The 17,571-nt window shown below is 53.0% G+C and carries 18 protein-coding genes and 1 pseudogene; 6 read left to right on the forward strand and 13 right to left on the reverse strand.

Features of this window, described 5'->3' with window-relative positions; translation table 11 throughout:
- Positions 1-51: 51 nt before the first annotated feature.
- From osmV to ABFV38_RS10025, 5 genes are all read right to left on the reverse strand, one after another.
- Positions 52-1,200: an osmoprotectant ABC transporter ATP-binding protein OsmV gene (gene osmV, locus ABFV38_RS10005; protein ID WP_063621500.1), complete on the reverse strand. Its 1,149-nt coding sequence runs from the start codon at positions 1,198-1,200 to the stop codon at positions 52-54.
- A complete protein-coding gene (osmW, locus tag ABFV38_RS10010) occupies positions 1,200-1,847 on the reverse strand; it encodes an osmoprotectant ABC transporter permease OsmW (RefSeq protein ID WP_014169860.1) in 648 nt (215 codons plus the stop codon). The genes osmV and osmW overlap by 1 nt, the downstream gene beginning before the upstream one ends.
- An 8-nt stretch (positions 1,848-1,855) precedes the next feature.
- Complete coding sequence (gene osmX / locus ABFV38_RS10015) at positions 1,856-2,755, reverse strand: osmoprotectant ABC transporter substrate-binding protein OsmX (RefSeq protein ID WP_063621501.1); 900 nt, start codon at positions 2,753-2,755, stop codon at positions 1,856-1,858.
- Between the two features lie 18 nt (positions 2,756-2,773).
- The gene (gene osmY / locus ABFV38_RS10020) at positions 2,774-3,484 is read right to left on the reverse strand and encodes an osmoprotectant ABC transporter permease OsmY (RefSeq protein ID WP_348959299.1); all 711 of its coding nucleotides are present in this window, start codon (positions 3,482-3,484) and stop codon (positions 2,774-2,776) included.
- Between the two features lie 276 nt (positions 3,485-3,760).
- Complete coding sequence (locus tag ABFV38_RS10025; RefSeq protein WP_045910389.1) at positions 3,761-4,708, reverse strand: NAD-dependent epimerase/dehydratase family protein; 948 nt, start codon at positions 4,706-4,708, stop codon at positions 3,761-3,763.
- Between the two features lie 91 nt (positions 4,709-4,799).
- Here ABFV38_RS10025 and ABFV38_RS10030 point away from each other — a divergent pair, with 91 nt between their 5' ends.
- Positions 4,800-5,249: a MerR family transcriptional regulator gene (locus ABFV38_RS10030; RefSeq protein WP_045910390.1), complete on the forward strand. Its 450-nt coding sequence runs from the start codon at positions 4,800-4,802 to the stop codon at positions 5,247-5,249.
- Here the strand turns inward: ABFV38_RS10030 and ABFV38_RS10035 are convergent.
- The 4 genes from ABFV38_RS10035 to ABFV38_RS10050 all read right to left on the reverse strand — a co-directional run bounded on the left by ABFV38_RS10035 (position 5,199) and on the right by ABFV38_RS10050 (position 9,164).
- On the reverse strand, positions 5,199-5,936 hold the full coding sequence (locus ABFV38_RS10035) for a YoaK family protein (protein ID WP_348959300.1): 738 nt from the start codon (positions 5,934-5,936) through the stop codon (positions 5,199-5,201). The two genes, ABFV38_RS10030 and ABFV38_RS10035, sit on opposite strands and share 51 nt — an antisense overlap.
- Before the next feature lie 158 nt (positions 5,937-6,094).
- On the reverse strand, positions 6,095-6,718 hold the full coding sequence (locus ABFV38_RS10040) for a glutathione S-transferase family protein (RefSeq protein ID WP_348959301.1): 624 nt from the start codon (positions 6,716-6,718) through the stop codon (positions 6,095-6,097).
- Between the two features lie 84 nt (positions 6,719-6,802).
- On the reverse strand, positions 6,803-7,987 hold the full coding sequence (locus tag ABFV38_RS10045) for an MFS transporter (protein WP_348959302.1): 1,185 nt from the start codon (positions 7,985-7,987) through the stop codon (positions 6,803-6,805).
- Between the two features lie 49 nt (positions 7,988-8,036).
- Positions 8,037-9,164 carry an alpha/beta hydrolase gene (locus ABFV38_RS10050; RefSeq protein WP_348959303.1) on the reverse strand — a complete coding sequence of 376 codons (1,128 nt, stop codon included), beginning with the start codon at positions 9,162-9,164 and terminating at the stop codon, positions 8,037-8,039.
- 114 nt (positions 9,165-9,278) lie between these two features.
- Here ABFV38_RS10050 and ABFV38_RS10055 point away from each other — a divergent pair, with 114 nt between their 5' ends.
- Positions 9,279-10,163: a LysR family transcriptional regulator gene (locus tag ABFV38_RS10055; RefSeq protein ID WP_045910615.1), complete on the forward strand. Its 885-nt coding sequence runs from the start codon at positions 9,279-9,281 to the stop codon at positions 10,161-10,163.
- A 65-nt stretch (positions 10,164-10,228) separates the two neighbouring features.
- Here the strand turns inward: ABFV38_RS10055 and ABFV38_RS10060 are convergent.
- A pseudogene (locus ABFV38_RS10060) lies at positions 10,229-10,465 on the reverse strand (tautomerase family protein).
- Positions 10,466-10,526: 61 nt separating this feature from the next.
- Between ABFV38_RS10060 and ABFV38_RS10065 the strand changes: the two are divergent.
- The gene (locus ABFV38_RS10065; RefSeq protein ID WP_348959304.1) at positions 10,527-11,030 is read left to right on the forward strand and encodes a helix-turn-helix domain-containing protein; all 504 of its coding nucleotides are present in this window, start codon (positions 10,527-10,529) and stop codon (positions 11,028-11,030) included.
- A gap of 398 nt (positions 11,031-11,428) precedes the next feature.
- Positions 11,429-11,884 (forward strand): hypothetical protein, encoded by a 456-nt coding sequence (locus ABFV38_RS10070; protein WP_262820618.1) that lies wholly within the window; start codon positions 11,429-11,431, stop codon positions 11,882-11,884.
- Between the two features lie 43 nt (positions 11,885-11,927).
- Here the strand turns inward: ABFV38_RS10070 and ABFV38_RS10075 are convergent, their stop codons facing one another.
- Positions 11,928-12,338, reverse strand: coding sequence for an SgcJ/EcaC family oxidoreductase (locus ABFV38_RS10075; RefSeq protein WP_348959305.1), 411 nt, complete (start codon positions 12,336-12,338; stop codon positions 11,928-11,930).
- Between the two features lie 1,243 nt (positions 12,339-13,581).
- Here ABFV38_RS10075 and ABFV38_RS10080 point away from each other — a divergent pair.
- Complete coding sequence (locus ABFV38_RS10080; RefSeq protein WP_196346235.1) at positions 13,582-14,319, forward strand: hypothetical protein; 738 nt, start codon at positions 13,582-13,584, stop codon at positions 14,317-14,319.
- A gap of 981 nt (positions 14,320-15,300) precedes the next feature.
- Here the strand turns inward: ABFV38_RS10080 and ABFV38_RS10085 are convergent.
- A complete protein-coding gene (locus tag ABFV38_RS10085; RefSeq protein WP_045335983.1) occupies positions 15,301-15,618 on the reverse strand; it encodes a YebG family protein in 318 nt (105 codons plus the stop codon).
- A gap of 70 nt (positions 15,619-15,688) precedes the next feature.
- Positions 15,689-16,042, reverse strand: a complete 354-nt coding sequence (locus ABFV38_RS10090) for a helix-turn-helix domain-containing protein (protein WP_133294301.1) — start codon at positions 16,040-16,042, stop codon at positions 15,689-15,691.
- A 337-nt stretch (positions 16,043-16,379) separates the two neighbouring features.
- On the opposite strand from ABFV38_RS10090, the gene ABFV38_RS10095 reads away from it, so the two are divergent.
- Positions 16,380-17,555 carry an efflux RND transporter periplasmic adaptor subunit gene (locus ABFV38_RS10095; protein WP_023292563.1) on the forward strand — a complete coding sequence of 392 codons (1,176 nt, stop codon included), beginning with the start codon at positions 16,380-16,382 and terminating at the stop codon, positions 17,553-17,555.
- Positions 17,556-17,571 lie beyond the last annotated feature (16 nt).

Below are 17,571 nucleotides of genomic sequence, written 5' to 3' on the forward strand. Positions count from 1 at the left end.
TTAGCAAAAGGAATGCGTGCGAAAAAGCCGGGCAATGCCCGGCCTGAAAGATTAACTGTCGCTATGAATATTCAGCGCCCGGCGCGTACGCCCTGAACTGAGATACTCGGCAATATAGTCCTGAGAAATCTCGCCGTTGTAGCGACCGTCCTCATCCACGATCGGCATCCAACTGGTGTTGCTCTCATACAGGCGTGACAGGACCACGCGCAGATTGTCTTCCGCTTTGCCGGTCATGCGGAACGGATGCAGGATGTCGGCGCAGGTTCCGCTGGCGTTACGCGCTTCGCGACGCTTCACAAAGCCCAGCGGTTTGCCGTGTTCGTCAACTACGGTAATCGCGCGAATATCGTTATCATCCATGGTCGCAAAGGCTTCAGGGAGCGGAGTAGAGCCCCGCACCGTAATGGTCGGTTGCTGGTCGGTGACGTCGCCCGCCGAGACCAGCAGCAGGCGCTTCAGCGTGCGGTCCTGACCGACAAACGAGCCGACAAACTCGTTCGCCGGTTTCGCCAGCAGTTCGTCCGGGCTGGCGCACTGCACGATTTTCCCCTGACGGAACACCGCAATACGGTCGCCGAGCTTCAGGGCTTCGTCGATATCGTGGCTCACCAGCATGACGGTTTTTTTCAGCTTGCGCTGCATCTCCAGGAACTGGTTCTGGATCACCTCGCGGTTGATCGGGTCCACCGCGCCGAAGGGTTCATCCATCAGCAGTACCGGAGGATCCGCCGCCAGGGCGCGGATCACGCCGATGCGCTGCTGTTGGCCGCCGGACATCTCACGCGGATAGCGATTCAGGAACTTATGCGGATCCAGCGCCACCATATCCATCAGCTCTTCGGCGCGGGTTTTACAGCGCGCTTTATCCCAGCCCAGCATGCGCGGCACGACGGTAATGTTCTCCTCGATGGTCATGTTCGGGAACAGGCCAATCTGCTGGATCACGTAGCCGATGTTGCGGCGCAGGGTGACGGTGTCCATCCCGCTGGTGTCTTCGCCGTTAATCAGGATCGTCCCGCTGCTTGGGGTAATGAGGCGGTTAATCATCTTCAGGGTGGTGGTCTTCCCGCAGCCGGAGGGGCCGAGCAGGACGCACATTTCCCCTTCGGGTACGTTCAGGTTGACGTTGTCGACGGCCTTAAAGGTCTGGCCGTGCTTCTGTGAAAAGTGTTTGGTGAGATTTTGCAGTTTTATCATTATCGAATCCCCTTTGGAGTCAGAACCACCTGCAGACGGTGCAGCAGCCAGTCGAGCACAATCGCTAAAAGACAAATCATCAGCGCGCCCGCGATCAACATGCGGATATCACTTCCGCCGATGCCGTTGAGCAGCAGCAGGCCCAGACCGCCCGCGCCGATCACCGCGGCAATCGCCATCACGCCGATGTTCATCACCACGGCGGTGCGGATCCCGCCGAAAATCACCGGCAGCGCCATCGGGATTTCGACCCAGCGCAGGCGCTGCCAGAAGGTCATGCCGATGCCGCGTCCGGCTTCACGCAGGCCCGGCGGCAGGCTGTCGAGCGCCGTATGGGTGTTACGCACAATCGGCAGCAGCGAGTAGAGAAACACCGCCGTGATCGCGGGCAGGGCGCCAATCCCCTGACCGATCAGCGAAAAGAGCGGGATCATCAGGCCAAACAGCGCAATTGACGGAATGGTCAGCACGATGGTGGCAATCCCCAGCACCGGCGTTGCCAGCCACTTGTGGCGAACAATCAGAATGCCCAGCGGTACGCCGATGAGAATGGCTAAGCCCACGGCCAGCGCCACCAGCCACAGATGCTGCAGCGTCAGGGTTAACAGGTAGTCCCAGTTGTCCAGAATGTAGTGAATCGTCTCCATAGCGCCTCCTACAGCAGCTGTTTGCTACGCAGGAAATCACGGGCGACCTGCTGCGGTGACTGATGGTCGATATCCACCTTCTTGTTCAGTTCGGTGATAACGTCGTTGTTGAGCTGGGCAGAGAGGGTGTTGAGCGCCTCTTCAAGGCCCGGATTGGCCTCCAGCGTGTCCTTACGGACCACCGGGGTGACCGCATAGCTCGGGAAGAAGCCTTTATCGTCTTCCAGCACCTTGAGGTCGAAGCCTTTCACGCGCCCGTCGGTGGTATAAATCAGCCCTGCGTCGACGAAGCCGTCACGCACCGCGTTATAGACCAGTCCGGGGTCCATCTGACGGATCTGCGGGCGGTCCAGGTCCATCTTATAGGCGGCCTGAAGCGGCTTCATGCCGTCGCTGCGCCCGGCAAATTCAAGGTCTAAGCCCAGCAGCCAGTTTTTGTCCGGGTTGGTTTTACGGATCTGCTCAATCTTCGCCACCATGTCCGACATGGTGTTGATATGTTCCGCCTCGGCGCGCTTGCGCTGCATGGCGAACGCATAGGTGTTGTTCATGTCGGCGGGCTTGAGCCAGACCAGACCGTGCTTCGCGTCCAGGCGTTTCACCGTCTCGTAAGATTCCTCTGGCGACATGCGCTTGTTGATGTGGTTAAAGATGATTAATGACGTGCCGGTGTACTCCCAGGTCATATCAATCTGTTTGTTGATCATCGCGTTACGGGAAATCACCGTGGCGATATTGGTTTGCGGCTGAACCTGGAATCCTTTCTTTTGCAGGTACTGCACGGTCATCGCCGAGAGAATATGCTGCTCGGTAAAGCTCTTGGTTGCCAGAATCAGCGGGGCCGCCATCGTCTGGCTGGTGAACAGCACCGCTGCACACAGCGCCGTCAGGCCGGAAAACAGTCTCATAAAAGCTCCTTGTTATTGTTATCGAGCGAGATGGGGACTCATCACGCGACCCAGCGCCGCCAGCAGGGTATCGAGGATCAGGGCGAACAGGGCGGTGGCCGCCGCGCCGAGGATCAGGGTCGGGAAATCGTTCAGGTAAATGCCGGGGAAAATCAGCTCGCCGTAGCTGCTGGCACCAATCAGGAACGCCAGCGGTGCGGTACCGACGTTAATGGCGGTGGCGATGCGGATCCCTGAGAGCATAACCGGCCAGGCGGCAGGCAGCTCAACCTGGCGCAGACGCTGCCATTTGGTCATCCCGATGCCGTTTGCCGCTTCCAGCAGCGACGGCGGGACCGAGCACAGCCCGGCATAGGTATTACGCACGATCGGCAACAGCGAGGCGAGGAACAGGGCGATGATGGCGGGCGTATCGCCGATGCCGATCACCACCATCGCCAGGGCCAGCACGGCCAGCGGTGGCAGCGTATTGCCGACGTTGAAGATTTGCATCACATATTCAGCGATACCCCGCGCGGCCGGGCGGCTCAGCAGAATACCCGCCGGAATACCCACCAGCAGGGCAAAGAACATTGATGAGAAAACCAGAATCATATGCTGTTGCCCGAGATAGATCAGATCAACCTGTCGCGCTTTGATGGTCTCCAGCCCGATCCCCCAGACGAGGAGGGCGAGAACCACGATAATCGCGCCGACAAACAGCAGCGAACGTTTGAGTAATAGGTGCATTGCGGTGTGTCTCCCTGTGCGCATGCGTTATAGCAACCACCGGTTGCCTGTTGTTATGCCATGTTTCGGCAGGGGTAGATGACCTATAGCAAGCGTTTGGGAAGGGTTCCAGCGAAGGGGGAAAATCAGTAACCCTATGAAACTAGTGGCAACCTCAGGTCAGGCCTTATGGCGTAAGGCCTCATTGTGGGGCGGGCAGAATAGTCCTAAAGAAGAGATTTGAATGTGACGTTGTCACGAATAATACACCGCATTCCCGGTGACGCGGCGCCGTAATTACGCTGCACCGGGCTCTTTTGATTTCCACTCTTGCCAGATGTTCTCGAGTCCCTTCCGGTATGACGTAACGGTGAACGCAGGGAAATGCTCTTTAAACTTCGTCGAATCAAACAGGTTGTCAGCCTCGTACCGGGGCAACAGCTCGCGCATTTCGCGCGCGCCTTGCGAAAACAGCGCCGTCGCGGCGAAGGCCAACTTGCCGAGGACGGAGTAGTCCGCTGGCTGTCCAAAGACCTCACAGGCGAGAGTGACGAACTGCTGGTACGTCAGCCTTTCATCGCAGCAGGGCAAGTGCCACGTCTGCCCGTAGGCCTCAGGGGTATTGCCCAGCAGAGCGAGCGCGCGACTGGCATCCGGCGTCCAGATGAGGGTGCGAAGCGTGTCGTCACGCACCGGAACGCGCGGACGCTTATGCTGCTTCAGCCTGTCGATAATGAGCGTATTGGTGAAGCTCTGCGTTTTCTCAGGCCCGTAAAACTCCGGCGCCCGACCGATGAGGACGGGAATGTCGCCCCGTTGCATTTCGTCAAGCACCCGGTTTGCCATCAGGGCGCGCACGTGGCCTTTCCGCCCCCGGGGCGCAAAGCGCGTCTCTTCGGTTTGCGGCACGTTACTCTGGGGGTACATATAGGTGTTGTCGAAATAGACGAATTTTGCCCCCGCCTTACGCGTGGCCTCCAGGGCATTGTCCAGCATGGTCGGAAAATGACGCTCCCACAGCGCGGAATCAGGCGGCAGACCGGCGGTAAAATAGACCGTATCGCTACCGTTAATCGCCACCTGCGTCTGCTGCGCATCCAGGAGATCGGCTGCAACCGTGCTATCGCTGGCGTTGACTTTCTGCGGATGGCGGCTGACCAGCCTGATTTCGTCGGTATATTCGCGTTTAAGCTCGCGGGCAAGTTCACGGGCAATTTGCCCGCTGGCGCCCAGAATAGTGTGCATTTTAGCTCCTGATGAGATGACGATCCGGTTGACCGCATAAAAAGTTTAAGCTTAAAGTTAACTTTAAGGTCAATATGCCAGAGCGGACGAAATGAAAATTGGCGAGCTGTCGAAAATGACGGGAATTACCCCGTCGCGCATTCGATTTTATGAGGCGGAAGGCTTACTGCCGCGACCCGTCAGGCAGGGGAACGGGTACCGTACCTATTCCGCTGATGCGGTTGCGCTGCTGAACATTATCGACAATGCACAACGGACCGGGTTCACCCTTGAGCAAATACGGCGCTTCTTGCCGCAGCCGCAACAGCGCTGGGATCATGAGGGACTGATCCAGTCCCTGAAGACACGCATTGCTGAAATAGAGGCGATGCAGAAGCAGCTGGAGGAAAACCGAAGGGAGCTGCTGGACCTGGTCACGAGTATCACCCACAGGCCGGAGGGCATCACCTGTGATGACAACATGCAGCGCCTGCTGGGGCAGTTGCAACCCTCAGACGCCAGCGCGAACCCGTCGAACCCGCGACGAGACGGTGATAATTGAGACGGTGGCGACAACCGCGAGCATCAACCCCAGCGCCAGCATGGCGTTGAAGCCAATCCATCTGAACAGCAGCAGCCCCGCAATACCGCCCGTAATGAAGGAAAACAGGGTGGTTAAGTGGGTTGTTAGCTGACTTTTTTGCGCCGCCGTATCTTTGGAGTAATCCCTGCGCAGCATCGCCACCATTACGGAGGCCAGGGAAATCCCCGCGTCCGTTAGCGTGCCGGTAATGTGCGTCGATCTTACCCGTCCGCCGGAAAGCTGTGTGGAGGTGGAATTATGAATGCCCATCAGAAAGCAGAGAAAAAGAATAATCTCGCGATTGCTGGTGAGCGCATGGAAATACATTTCGTAGAAGGAAACGCCGGTCAGTAATATCCCCTCGACAAAAAGGATCTGGCAAAAAACCAGCCTGACGTTATGGATAATTCCCCATATCACAATCGTGCGCGCAATAATGGCGCCAGCCACAAAAGAGAGAATTATCGAGCCGAAGAAAATAATATCGCTCAGATCGGTAGAAGAAACTTCGCTGGATAATTGTGAGGTGTTGCCGGTCATGTGTGAGGGGAAAAAGCCAAATGCCCCGAGGGCGATGGCGTTCAGCAAACCTGCTGAGGTCGCCAGCCAGAGAGCAAGCCGGCGATCCTCCTGATGCGTTCGTTCTTTCTTGAGTTTAATCAGCAAGAATACCTCCGGGTTGAGCTTTGCCTGACTATTCAGGCTAGCAAAGCGGTGCAACGGGCTGTCCAGGATATGGCTTAATTATTATTCCCTCTGACGACAATCAGGGTTTCGTAATTAAAAAAACAGCCTCGTTGCGGTATTCATTCAGGCATTAAGTTTTACACCATGCCGTTATTGCCGTGACGCAAAAATGCCGGACGCTGGTTAAGGCGATCGAACCAGGCCTCAATGGCGGGCACGACTGGCTTATCAAACGGCGTCATTTTCCAGCGATTCACCGACAGCCCAAGCACCACGTCCGCAAGGGTAAACGTCTCGCCCGCCGCAAAGGCCCCGGTGCGCTGCAGCTGTTGTTCCAGAATGGTGATGCAGTGGTTCCACTCTTTGATTCCTGCCGCAATGCGCTCAGGGTCGTTAAAGTCCGGGTTTTTACGCCCAAGCGCCGGGAAGACATAGCGCCAGGCGTTGTTAAATTCAGTGGCCTGCCAGTCCATCCAGCGCTCAACGTTGGCGCAGGCCTGCGGTTCTGCGGGCAGCAGATCGTGACGTTCGGCCTTGCGCGCCAGATAACGGCAGATGGAATTGGACTCCCACAGCACGAAATCACCATCTATTAGCACCGGCACCATGGCGTTGGGGTTCAGGGCGCGGAAGGCATCCGTTTCCGTCGAGGCAAAACCGCTGCCGTAATCTTCCTGCTGATAAGCGATGCCCGCTTCTTCGCAGGTCCAGAGCACTTTTCGAACGTTGATGGAGGTGGTTTTGCCGAGGATGCTGATCATTGCGCAGGTGTCCTTTAATGGATGTTATTGTTTAAAAACAATACACGAACGGTGAAGAAAAGCGTCAAAAAATCCTCCGGCGCGTTATTTGTGAAGACGCGAAAGCAGAAACGTCAGCGTTGCCGCACAGATGAGCACGATGCCACTCAGGGCAAACGTGCTCTGCCAGCTGTAACGATCGAACGCTATACCGCCCGCCGTTGAACCGAGCGCAATGGCGAGCTGGATCACCGCCACCATCAGTCCACCGCCGGCTTCAGCATCCTTCGGCAGCGTTCGCGCAATCCACGTCCACCACCCCGTCGGCGCTGATGTTGCCAGCATCCCCCATAGGCCTGACAGCAGGGCCACAATCCACACGTTATGCCCGGCGAGAATCAACGCGACTGCGATGGCTGCCATCAGTAGAGGGATCGCGATCAGCGTTATGTAAAACGCGGCATTAAGCACCAGGGCAACGAAAAGGGTGCCCACAAAACCTGCAACGCCCATGGTGAGCAAAATCAGCGACAGCCCGGCTCCGCTCACCCGGGTGACGGTTTCAAGGAACGGGCGCAGATAGGTAAACAGCGCAAACTGCCCCATAAAGAACAGGCCGCAGGCCAGCAGACCAACGGAAGCGGCAGGCTGGCGGAATAACCGAAAAACACTTCCTCGTGATGTACCGTTTTTACGCGCGTTCATGTCAGGCAGGCTTAAACACTGCCAGATGAACGCGACTATCGCCACGGGCACCAGACAAAGAAATGCGCCGCGCCAGCCAATAGTGGCCCCAAGATAGCTGCCAAGCGGGGCGGCCACCACCGTTGCCAGCGCGTTACCACCGTTGAAAATGGCCAGCGCGCGCGCAACCTTATGCGGCGGAACAAGGCGAATGGCCGTTGCGGCAGACATGGACCAGAACCCGCCTATAGCGATACCGATCAGCGCGCGGCCTGTCATGTAAACCAGATAGTTTGGGGCGAAAGCGATAATCATCCCCGAGAGCGCCATCAGGAGCGTCATGCCCAGAAGAAGGTGTTTGCGGTTTATATTCCCGGCAAGCCGGGAAAGGAAGAGGCTGGTCAGCACCGCCAGCGCGCCGGAGATGGCGATCCCCTGGCCAGCGAGACCCTCCGTAACGCCCAAATCTCTGGCAAGGGGGGTAAGCAGGCTGACGGGCATAAATTCCGAGGCAATCAGGACAAATACGCACAGGGTCATGGCAAAAACGCCACTCCAGTGTGCATGCTCTGTGTTCTGTGATGTGGTGCGGCTCAGTGTAGACATAGTCAGATTTCACAAAGAGCCACCCGTACAGGGCGGGTGGCGTAGAGGTTTATTTCAGGTTGGTTTTGAAGAACTGCTCAAACTGGCCGAAGGGGATCTTCCCGGCAGCATTATCGTAGAGATCGACATGGTTTGCGCCCGGAACAATCACCAGTTCCTTCTGCTTGCTGCCGACCGCTTTAAACGCATCTTCAGCAAAGTAGCGGGAGTGTGCCTTTTCACCGGTTACGATAAGCGTTGGGATAGTAATTTCCCCGCCGTAGCTCAGCAGCGGCATATTCATAAATGATAATGGCGTAGTCGCGGTCCACGCGCCGGTGGAGTTGACGGAGCGCGCATGGAAGCCGCGCGGCATACGGTAGTAGTCAAAGAACTCTTTGAGTACCGGATTCGGGTTGTCAGGTAACGCCTCCGGCAGAATACGTTCAGCTGCCGTCACCTTGCCGTTCTCATCGACATAAAGGTCATGGCCGCCGTGCGCGAAGGTACCGTTCTCAGCATCTTTCCAGCGCTGTGCGTTCAGATACTGCAGAACGGCACGGCGGTCAGACGTTGAATAGCGATCTTTCCCGTCGCCCACGCCGTGGCCCATCGCCCGGCTCATGTCATACATCACGCTGGTGGCGACCGCCTTCACGCGGGTGTCCATGGATGCTGCGTTGAGCGCCATACCGCCCCAGCCGCAGATGCCGAGAATACCAATGCGGTTACGATCAACCTCTTTCTGCAACCCGAGGAAGTCCACCGCCGCGCTAAAGTCTTCGGTGTTGATATCCGGAGACGCTACGTTGCGCGGCTGGCCACCGCTTTCGCCCGTATACGACGGGTCGAACGCCAGGGTCACAAACCCATTTTCTGCCAGGGTTTGCGCATACAGGCCGCTGGACTGCTCTTTGACCGCGCCAAATGGCCCGCTGACCGCAATCGCCGCCAGCTTGCGGTCGCCGCGGTTTTTGGGAAGATACAGATCGCCTACCAAAGTGATCCCGTATCGGTTCTGGAAGGACACTTTACGGTGATCGACTTTGTCACTTTCGGCGAAGGTTTTATCCCATGTGCTCACCATCGAAACAGGCGCGTTTGGGTTGGTGGTTTCTGCATAACTCATTGTTGTCACTCCACTTAATGATGCACATAGCAGCATCGCAACGGACAGTTTTTGGGTAAATGTTTTCATAGAAATGAACCCTGGGTTGTTGTGTTGCGGTCATTATAGTTAGCAGAAATAGTGCTGATTAGAGGGCGAAAGCTGCTAGGATTCATATCATATTGTTATAAATGGGTGGGGATGATGGCGAAACGGGAAAACTATAATGAGCTGTACCTGTTCATGCAGGTGGTACGGGAGGGGAGCTTCACGGCGGCTGCGCAGCGGCTTGGGCTGGCGCAATCCGGGATCAGCCGCTCGGTTCGCGAGCTGGAAGAGCGATTGGGCGTTCAACTTCTGGTCCGCACCACGCGCAAGCTCTCGCTCACCCATGCCGGGGAACAGCTTTATCAGACCGCCGAGTCTGCATTCGATACGCTCGATACGGGTCTGGCGACCCTGGCACACTATCGTCAGACGCCGTCCGGCACGGTGCGTATTAATGCCAGCCAGCACGCTATCGATAAATGTCTGCTGCCAAAGCTCGCCATTTTTAAACAGCGTTACCCGGACATCAGGCTGGAACTGATGAATGAAAGTCGCTTCGTCGACATTATCGCCGAGCGGTTCGATGCGGGTGTCAGACTGGGGCCGGAAGTGGGGCAGGGAATGATTGCAGTGCGTATCACGCCTGATATGGAAATGGCCGCGGTGGCTGCCCCGGAACATTTCAGACGCTACGGTTTTCCGCAGACGCCAGCCGATTTAGTGGCTCATCCCTGCATTGCCTACCAGTTTGCCGACGGTAGTGACTATCAGTGGGAACTGGTGCAGGACGGGAAAAAAATCACCCATCGGCCAGAGGGGCAATGGGCGCTGTCTGACAGCTACATGGAAGCCGAGGCCGCCCGGCTGGGGCTTGGGCTGGCCTATGTCCCGGTGGAGCTGGTGGCTGACGATCTGGAGCGCGGAACGCTTATCCGGGTGTTGCAGCGCTATAGTCTGCGCATGGACGGGTTGTATCTCTATTATCCGCACCGCAACGTGTCGCCTGCCCTGAGGGCTGTGATCGATACGCTGAAAATTTAGGGCGGCATAACATCACGAGAGCGGACATTCAAACTGCCCGCCGGTGAGCTATGCCTAAAAATAAATCAGGACCGCTGTGGTGAGGCAAATTTTGCAGCAATCATTTCAGATGTGGGCTGTATTCCCCCAAGACTCCACTGTTCCGGTTCATGCTCGTCAATACGGATCTATACTGAACGCCGGAATTCAGGATCGCCGTTTCCCTCAATTTCAACAATAAGGTCAGTCATACGACGTAGTAGTTCTTTTTTTTGCTCCGAATTCATAATTCCTTTAATGGTTTGCACATTGACGAAGGGCATTGTATTCTCCTTAAATAACTGAGTCTTTAAATCATACTCAGATTACGAGGCAAACGAAGAGATGTCAAAAAATAAATCATTACCGTACTTATTACCTGAGCTTTGTGGGTTAGCGGCGGCCGCTGAGCTTCTTGGCGATCAATGGGTTTTGTTGATTCTGAGAGAGGCGTTTTATGGGGTTACACGCTTTGAAACGATACGGGATCATACAAAAATCACCAGGCAGACGCTGGCGAACCGGTTAAAAAAAATGACTGAACTCGGCCTGCTTTGCAAAATCCCTTATCAGGAAGAAGGGGCGCGTGAACGGTATGAGTATGTTCTTACCGCCAAAAGCCGCAGCCTTGCGCCGATTCTTTTCTCTTTGATGGAGTGGGGTCATAAAAACATACTGCACGACGCACCGCATATTGCCTTAACAGACAAAGAAAGTGGAGAAGTGGTGAATAGCGCCTATGTTACCGCCGACGGTAAGTTCGTTGACCCTAGAAACGTTCGGTTAATGTTTCACGACAGCCAATACTTAGCCGCCATGCCCCAGGCGCCTGACCATACTGACGTTTAAAACTGCGGTTGAAGGACTGCCGGGAGTCAAAGCCCGGCGAGAGCGGTGATTGATACCCTTAAAATTTAGGGCAGCGTTGTCATTCTGGAAGGCGCCTCGCAATCCGCAAAGTAACCTTATGAAATTCAGCGTTATGTCTTTTCCTCGACGGGGCGCGGTCGTAAAGTGCCTGCGTTGCGGCACATCCGCAATCGGGCGTAGGAACCCGTCAACCATATAGTGACATTACGTATGTCGCAGCAGTGCCGATCTCGTTACAATAACGGTGGCGCTGACGGAGCAGCCGTAAGGCTGGCCGTTTTCTATATGGGCGGTATTCCTACCTCTGTCAGCGCTACCCCCCGAGCGTAGGAACTCAAAGGGTGGTTAAATAAACTCCATATAGAAGGAAGCCTAGTATGGCGACTATCCCAACCTTGACTTATCTCCCGTCTGACGAAAACGTCATTCTGCAACTTATCTCCCGGCCGCTTCCGGCCGATGCCGATCTCTTTGTCGTCGCCGACAACTGCGCCGCGCTGGTGAGCGTGCTGGTCGAAACCGATGATATCGCGAGCCGTACAGCGCTGTGCGAGCGTCTCCTTCAGGCCATGCGCAGGCTGCGTGAACTCTGTGATGTCGATCTTCCGCCATACCTGATTGAACAGTTGATCATGGGTGAGAAAACCAACTCCTGCGTGCCCGACTGCTGGCAGGACACCTTAACGCAGGTGGACTATGTTCTGGCGCTGACGCAAGCAGTTATGGGTGGAACGCTACCCGCTCACGTAGCGAAAGAGCTGACGGGCCTGCTGCACGATATGGTGTGGCTGCTGGCTGAGTTTGTAAAGGAGCCGCGCATTACTGCGCATTAAGGGGCTGGCGTGGAGGGGCGGCAGCGCCCCTTTGAAGCCGTGATTAACGCGATCGGTTCCCGGTATCCAGAAGCGACGTACCGTAGGAGTTGTCGATAGTACAAAGCCAGCGACCGTCGCTTTCCAGCCGAAAAACATAGGTCGCGCGGCGCGACATTTCCGTTATCCCACCCTGACCATCAGGAAAACGCAGAACGGTTTCCATGATAACGAGGGCATTGTCACCGCCTTCGATCACCTGCATCTCTCCTTGTTCCACAATCAATTGGTCCTGGAAATAATCCGAGATGGCAATAAACGCGCTGCGGATGTTTTCTTTGCCTTTCACCGTCATGCCGGGCTTAACGACAAGAGCCGCGTCTTCGGCGTAGTATTCCATCAGCGCGTCATAGTTTTTGGTGGTGATGGCGTGGTCACAAGATTCGATGATGTGGTGTAGCGGATGTGGGGTCATGCGTATTTCCTCAGAGAGGGGGAAGTGTATTAACTTAACAGTCTTGCGTGTTTGTATAGCTACCAGGTTTTGTGGTTGGTAGCGTTGGGGAAGAGGTATGGAGGTAACGTTTGGTTTGCTAAGAGCGAAAAGCGGAAGTTTGCAATAGCTCTCATTGCGGATGATGGCCGCACCCGTAGCAGGAAAGAGGTGTTGTTTTAACCTTAACGTCGTTTTCGTAATTGAAGTATTTACCTGTTGCAGAATTCCGTTCTCATCAACAACCAGACCCGGATAAAAACTGTTTTCGCCAATTCAGACTAATTCCCTTCGCTGATGCTCATGTTGCGGGACCAACCAGAATACAGGATCGGTGGCATCAAGACGGCCATATACTTCGCTGAATATTTCATTCAACGGTTTGCCAATCTTTTTGATCGGAAAATAAAGCAATGGTGTGTAGTCTCGGCCACGCTTCTGTCCGCCATGCATAGTCTCGCGCTTGGCCAGTAGTCCATCCCCGGCTCTTTTACGATTACATTTCCAGCGATATTCAGCACCTGGATTATTAGAATGGTGCCGCGTAGTTTTGTAGACGCTGCGATACAGTTTGCGGGGCTTATTCAGTGGAGGAGTCCGCAAAGCCCGACCCCGTGTATCCTTTATTTTGTGAGTCAGTAACTTCTGCAGGAGCTAGATTCAATAGTTGGTGACTGTATAAAAATGTCATACTTAAAGGCAACCTCATTTTGCTGAAATATCATCACATTGACAATAATTAAAGGTCCGCTGCTGGATGCAAGTCAGACGGAACGGAGAAATTATCAGCTTTGACGCTCAGGTTGGTAAGTTCAGTTTTCTGGTAATGAACAATTCATCTTGTGAATGTATTTCATGGATTCATACTTAAAATGCATAAATTGTTTTCATGTACTGTTTGTTATATAATTTGTGTTACAATATAAATATCCAACATAATTTAGGTCGCTAAGATATGTATAAGTGCCTCAGGTTGCCTTTTGATAAGGTAAAAATCGACAGGATGTGTGATGAGAAAGGTAACAATGCCTCATATGTAAGAATCACCTACAATGAGTTCTACTTTTATTTAAGTTACTATGATCTGAGACCAGTTACACCACATTTTAATTCAATTGAATGCATTCCCAAAACCGGATATCTTTTTATTATAGCATATAAAATATCACCTAATAGCTATAGGATATGCTGGCTAGGAGATTGCGATTGCATCGAGTTCAGAAAAATGGATACTGAAGGAAGTCGTGGAAGTTCTGCATGTTTAGCTGTATTACTTGGTCTGATTTTATTTTCACTTTCTATAGGTGCATATTATTCATCCAGCACAGACATATTTATATGTTATGTACCATTTTTATTACTGAGCCTGTTTGGTTTTATCCTGACACTCCTTGTTTTTTTTCATACATACTCAGTTGAATTCATCCAATTTCGAGATTTGATGCGAAAAAACCTTATGCAAGAAAAAGGTTTATTTTTTCCCTTTACAAACTTACCATCAAGTTGCCAGCATAAACAAGATTATGAGCTAAACCTAAGGTTACCTAAGGAACTTAACCGCAGAACAGTTACCATAGACTCTGTATATCGTGAGAGAAAAAGTGTAACTGTATACGAACCCAATACTGGATCAGACTTATCTTATAGCACAAGCTATACAAAATGCATGATTAATATGGTTTGTGGTGGAGAAAAATTTACATTTGAGTATGAAGAGTCTTTTGGTGAGCCCGCTCCATTTATTGCAAAGGGCGATAAAGCCAAACTATATTGGTATGGAACGGAACATGAAGTAATTCCTCGTGATCGCGAAGATATTACTTATGGAATACGTCTTATCTGTTTATATAATATAACAACGGATAACTTTTATGAAAGTCGCATGTGTAATGAACCGGGTAATGTTTTCAAAGTAGTGCAAAGGGGAGGGCAGGATTTGTATAAACACTACTCGCAATGTTGATTAAAAGTTAATCTATCATGCGAACCCACCAAAGATATTTCCAATAAGAGCTGGCTGCAGCCATCGAGCCGCACCAGTTGTTTTTTTTCACTCTTTAAATTTCCCTTAATCACTTGGACATAAAATATTTTCTATCCACTGATACTGATAACATATCAGTTCGAAAAACTCTATATTAAACAATCACAATCACAATCACAATCACAATCACAATCACAATCACAATCACAATCACAATCACAATCACAATCACAATCACAACCACAACCACAACCAGAGAAGTAAATGCTACTAGTGATATTTTTCCAAGGCTGGAGCCGTATTTCAAAACCATAAAAATCAAAAGGAGAAAAGCCAAGGTAGGCAGTCCCCATACTACAAAACACAATTAATTCAAATGCCGCAACCAAAATTCGGGGTATAACCAAAAAAATTACTAATAAATTCCCTTTTAGCTTTTTCGCATAACATTAATTATTTCATGATTAATTATACATCACTGATCCTTTCATGTTCATATCTATTTGTTCTGTAAGCCCAGCCATTCTGTCTATACCCGTCGGGGTATTGGAGGAGTTTAACGACAAAACTCCCTTAGCTCCAACGAGAATAAAAAAAAGCACTACAGCTTCAGCCATAATAATCCCCTATACGTCAAAGCCGGGTTTTTTATCGTGGCGCTTCGTGGTATGCAAAATGGCACCCGTTACACTTTCAGAAAATCACTGTGGTTAACCGGCAGCTAAGAGCGAGGAACGGGCATACAGGAAGAGGGAAGCTGGTTTATTCCAATAATTAGTTTTTGAGTAACGAAGCATGCTTATTGGAAAATACGCCATAAAGTGACTTTTGCTGGTATTGTTAAATTCTTATCACCAAAAGAGGATATGCTAATGATTATAAGGGCTTGTGTTCGGGCTAAAAAAAGCCGTAAGCAGTTATCTGCTTACGGCTTCCAGAACGGTGATGATTTTCTGACAATCAGGCCGCTTTCACAGCCCTGATTTTTTTCGTGTCAGCCGCATCGGAGTCAGTTGTATCCGCTACAGCAGGAGCAGTGAGATCGGGAAGCTTGCTGGTACGCAGAATATGCTGCACGGTCTCTTTCTGCTCGGCGAGGTACAGGCCAAGATTTTCAGCCTGCGTTTCATCCATCTGCATTCCGCTTTGCAACAGCCAGTCGGTGAACGCGTCGGCCATATCGAGCAGCTTGTCGTGAGCGTCAGCCTCTTTCTTACTGGCAAATGTCATTTTCTCTTCACCTTTTCTTACGACAACAAATTTTGTTTCAACAGCCATCGTGCACCTCGCTATACTGTATTTATATACAGTATAGCAGCAACAGATCGATGTTGCAGCAAAATATGCATTACTGGCGAAGCTGCTGTGTTTCCGGGCTACCCATACTGCGCCGCCACGCTCCGGGCGCCTGACCATACTGACGCTTAAAGCTGCGGTTAAAGGATTGCTGGGAGTCAAAGCCCAGCGCGATCGCCACGTTCAGAATCGGTTCGTCACTGTGGGATAACCGCTCAACCGATTTTTGCAGCTTTTGCGCGCGAATATACCCGGCGAGAGGGTAGCCCGTATGCTCTTTGAACAGGCGCTGAAGGTGCCATTTCGAGTAGCCGGAACGCCTGGCGACGGTCTCAATGTCCAGGCGGCTGTCCAGGTTGTTGTCGATCCAGTCGAGTAAATCATGCATAAATGCGCCAGTGTTCATCTGGTTACCCCCACGCAGCGGATGAAAAAGTATCTTTGTCTGTTGCATTTAAAGGTGGCGCGTTTTTGCAGTAATTGCAAGTTTTATTGTTGCATTTAAATCCCTGACCGAAACGGGTCTTTTCACATCCACTCAAATAGCACATAAAGTGCAACAATTATTCTTGCACTTAGTTAAGCGCCTTCCTACAATCGCCGCGAATAGTGTATTCGCAACTGTTACAGTTTTGTGGCGATGAACGACACAAATGGCCTTAAGACAGCCCCCGGACAAAGGAAGTGGCGCGGTGCCTCCTGCTGCGTCTTGCCCGGTGGCGACAATTATCGGAATAAAAATAATGAGCCTGCAAAAAACCTGGGGTAATTCTCATCTGAGCGCGCTGGGGGCCATGTTGCTCTCCGTGCTGCTCGTCGGATGCGATAACAGCGTCGCGCAAAATGCCGCGCCACCTGCGCCTGCCGTGAGTGCCGCTGACGTGGTGGTGAAATCGATTAGCCAGTGGGATAGCTTTAACGGCCGGATTGAAGCGGTGGAGAGCGTTCAGCTGCGCCCGCGCGTGTCCGGCTACATTGATAAGGTGAATTACACCGATGGCCAGGAAGTGAAGAAGGGCGAGGTGCTGTTCACCATTGATGATCGTACCTATCGCGCCGCGCTGGAACAGGCGCAGGCGAACCTGGCGAGAGCCAAAACGCAGGCCAGCCTGGCGCAAAGTGAGGCTAACCGTACCGATAAGCTGATCAATACCCATCTGGTCTCACGGGAAGAGTGGGAGCAGCGCCGCTCGGCTGCCGTTCAGGCGCAGGCCGACATTCGCGCCGCGCAGGCGGCGGTTGACGCAGCCCAGCTCAACCTGGACTTCACCAAAGTGACCGCGCCTATCGATGGTCGCGCCAGCCGGGCGCTGATCACCAGCGGGAACCTGGTGACCGCGGGCGACACCGCCAGCGTCCTCACCACGCTGGTCTCGCAGAAAACGGTTTACGTCTACTTTGACGTGGACGAGTCAACCTATCTTCACTATCAAAACCTGGCCCGCAGCGGGCAGGGGGCGTCCAGCAATCACACGGCGCTGCCGGTTGAGATTGGCCTGACGGGCGAGGAGGGCTATCCCCATCAGGGCAAAGTGGATTTCCTGGATAACCAGCTCACGCCGAGTACCGGGACCATCCGCATGCGCGCGCTGCTGGATAACTCACAGCGTCAGTTTACGCCGGGACTGTTTGCCCGCGTACGTCTGCCGGGCAGCGCGGAGTTCAAAGCCACGCTTATCGACGACAAGGCGGTGCTGACCGATCAGGATCGTAAATACGTCTATATCGTGGATAAAGAGGGGAAAGCGCAGCGTCGTGACATTACGCCGGGACGTCTGGCAGACGGTTTACGCATTGTGCGGCAGGGGCTGAACCCTGGCGACAAAGTCATCGTCGAGGGTTTACAGAAAGTGTTTATGCCGGGTATGCCGGTTAACGCCAAAACCGTTGCCATGACCGCCACCAGCGCCCTCAACTGATCCCTTGACCTGAGAA

Origin of the sequence: Enterobacter cloacae complex sp. Mu1197 (assembly GCF_040059225.1) — a bacterium.
Taxonomy (GTDB): domain Bacteria; phylum Pseudomonadota; class Gammaproteobacteria; order Enterobacterales; family Enterobacteriaceae; genus Enterobacter; species Enterobacter quasiroggenkampii.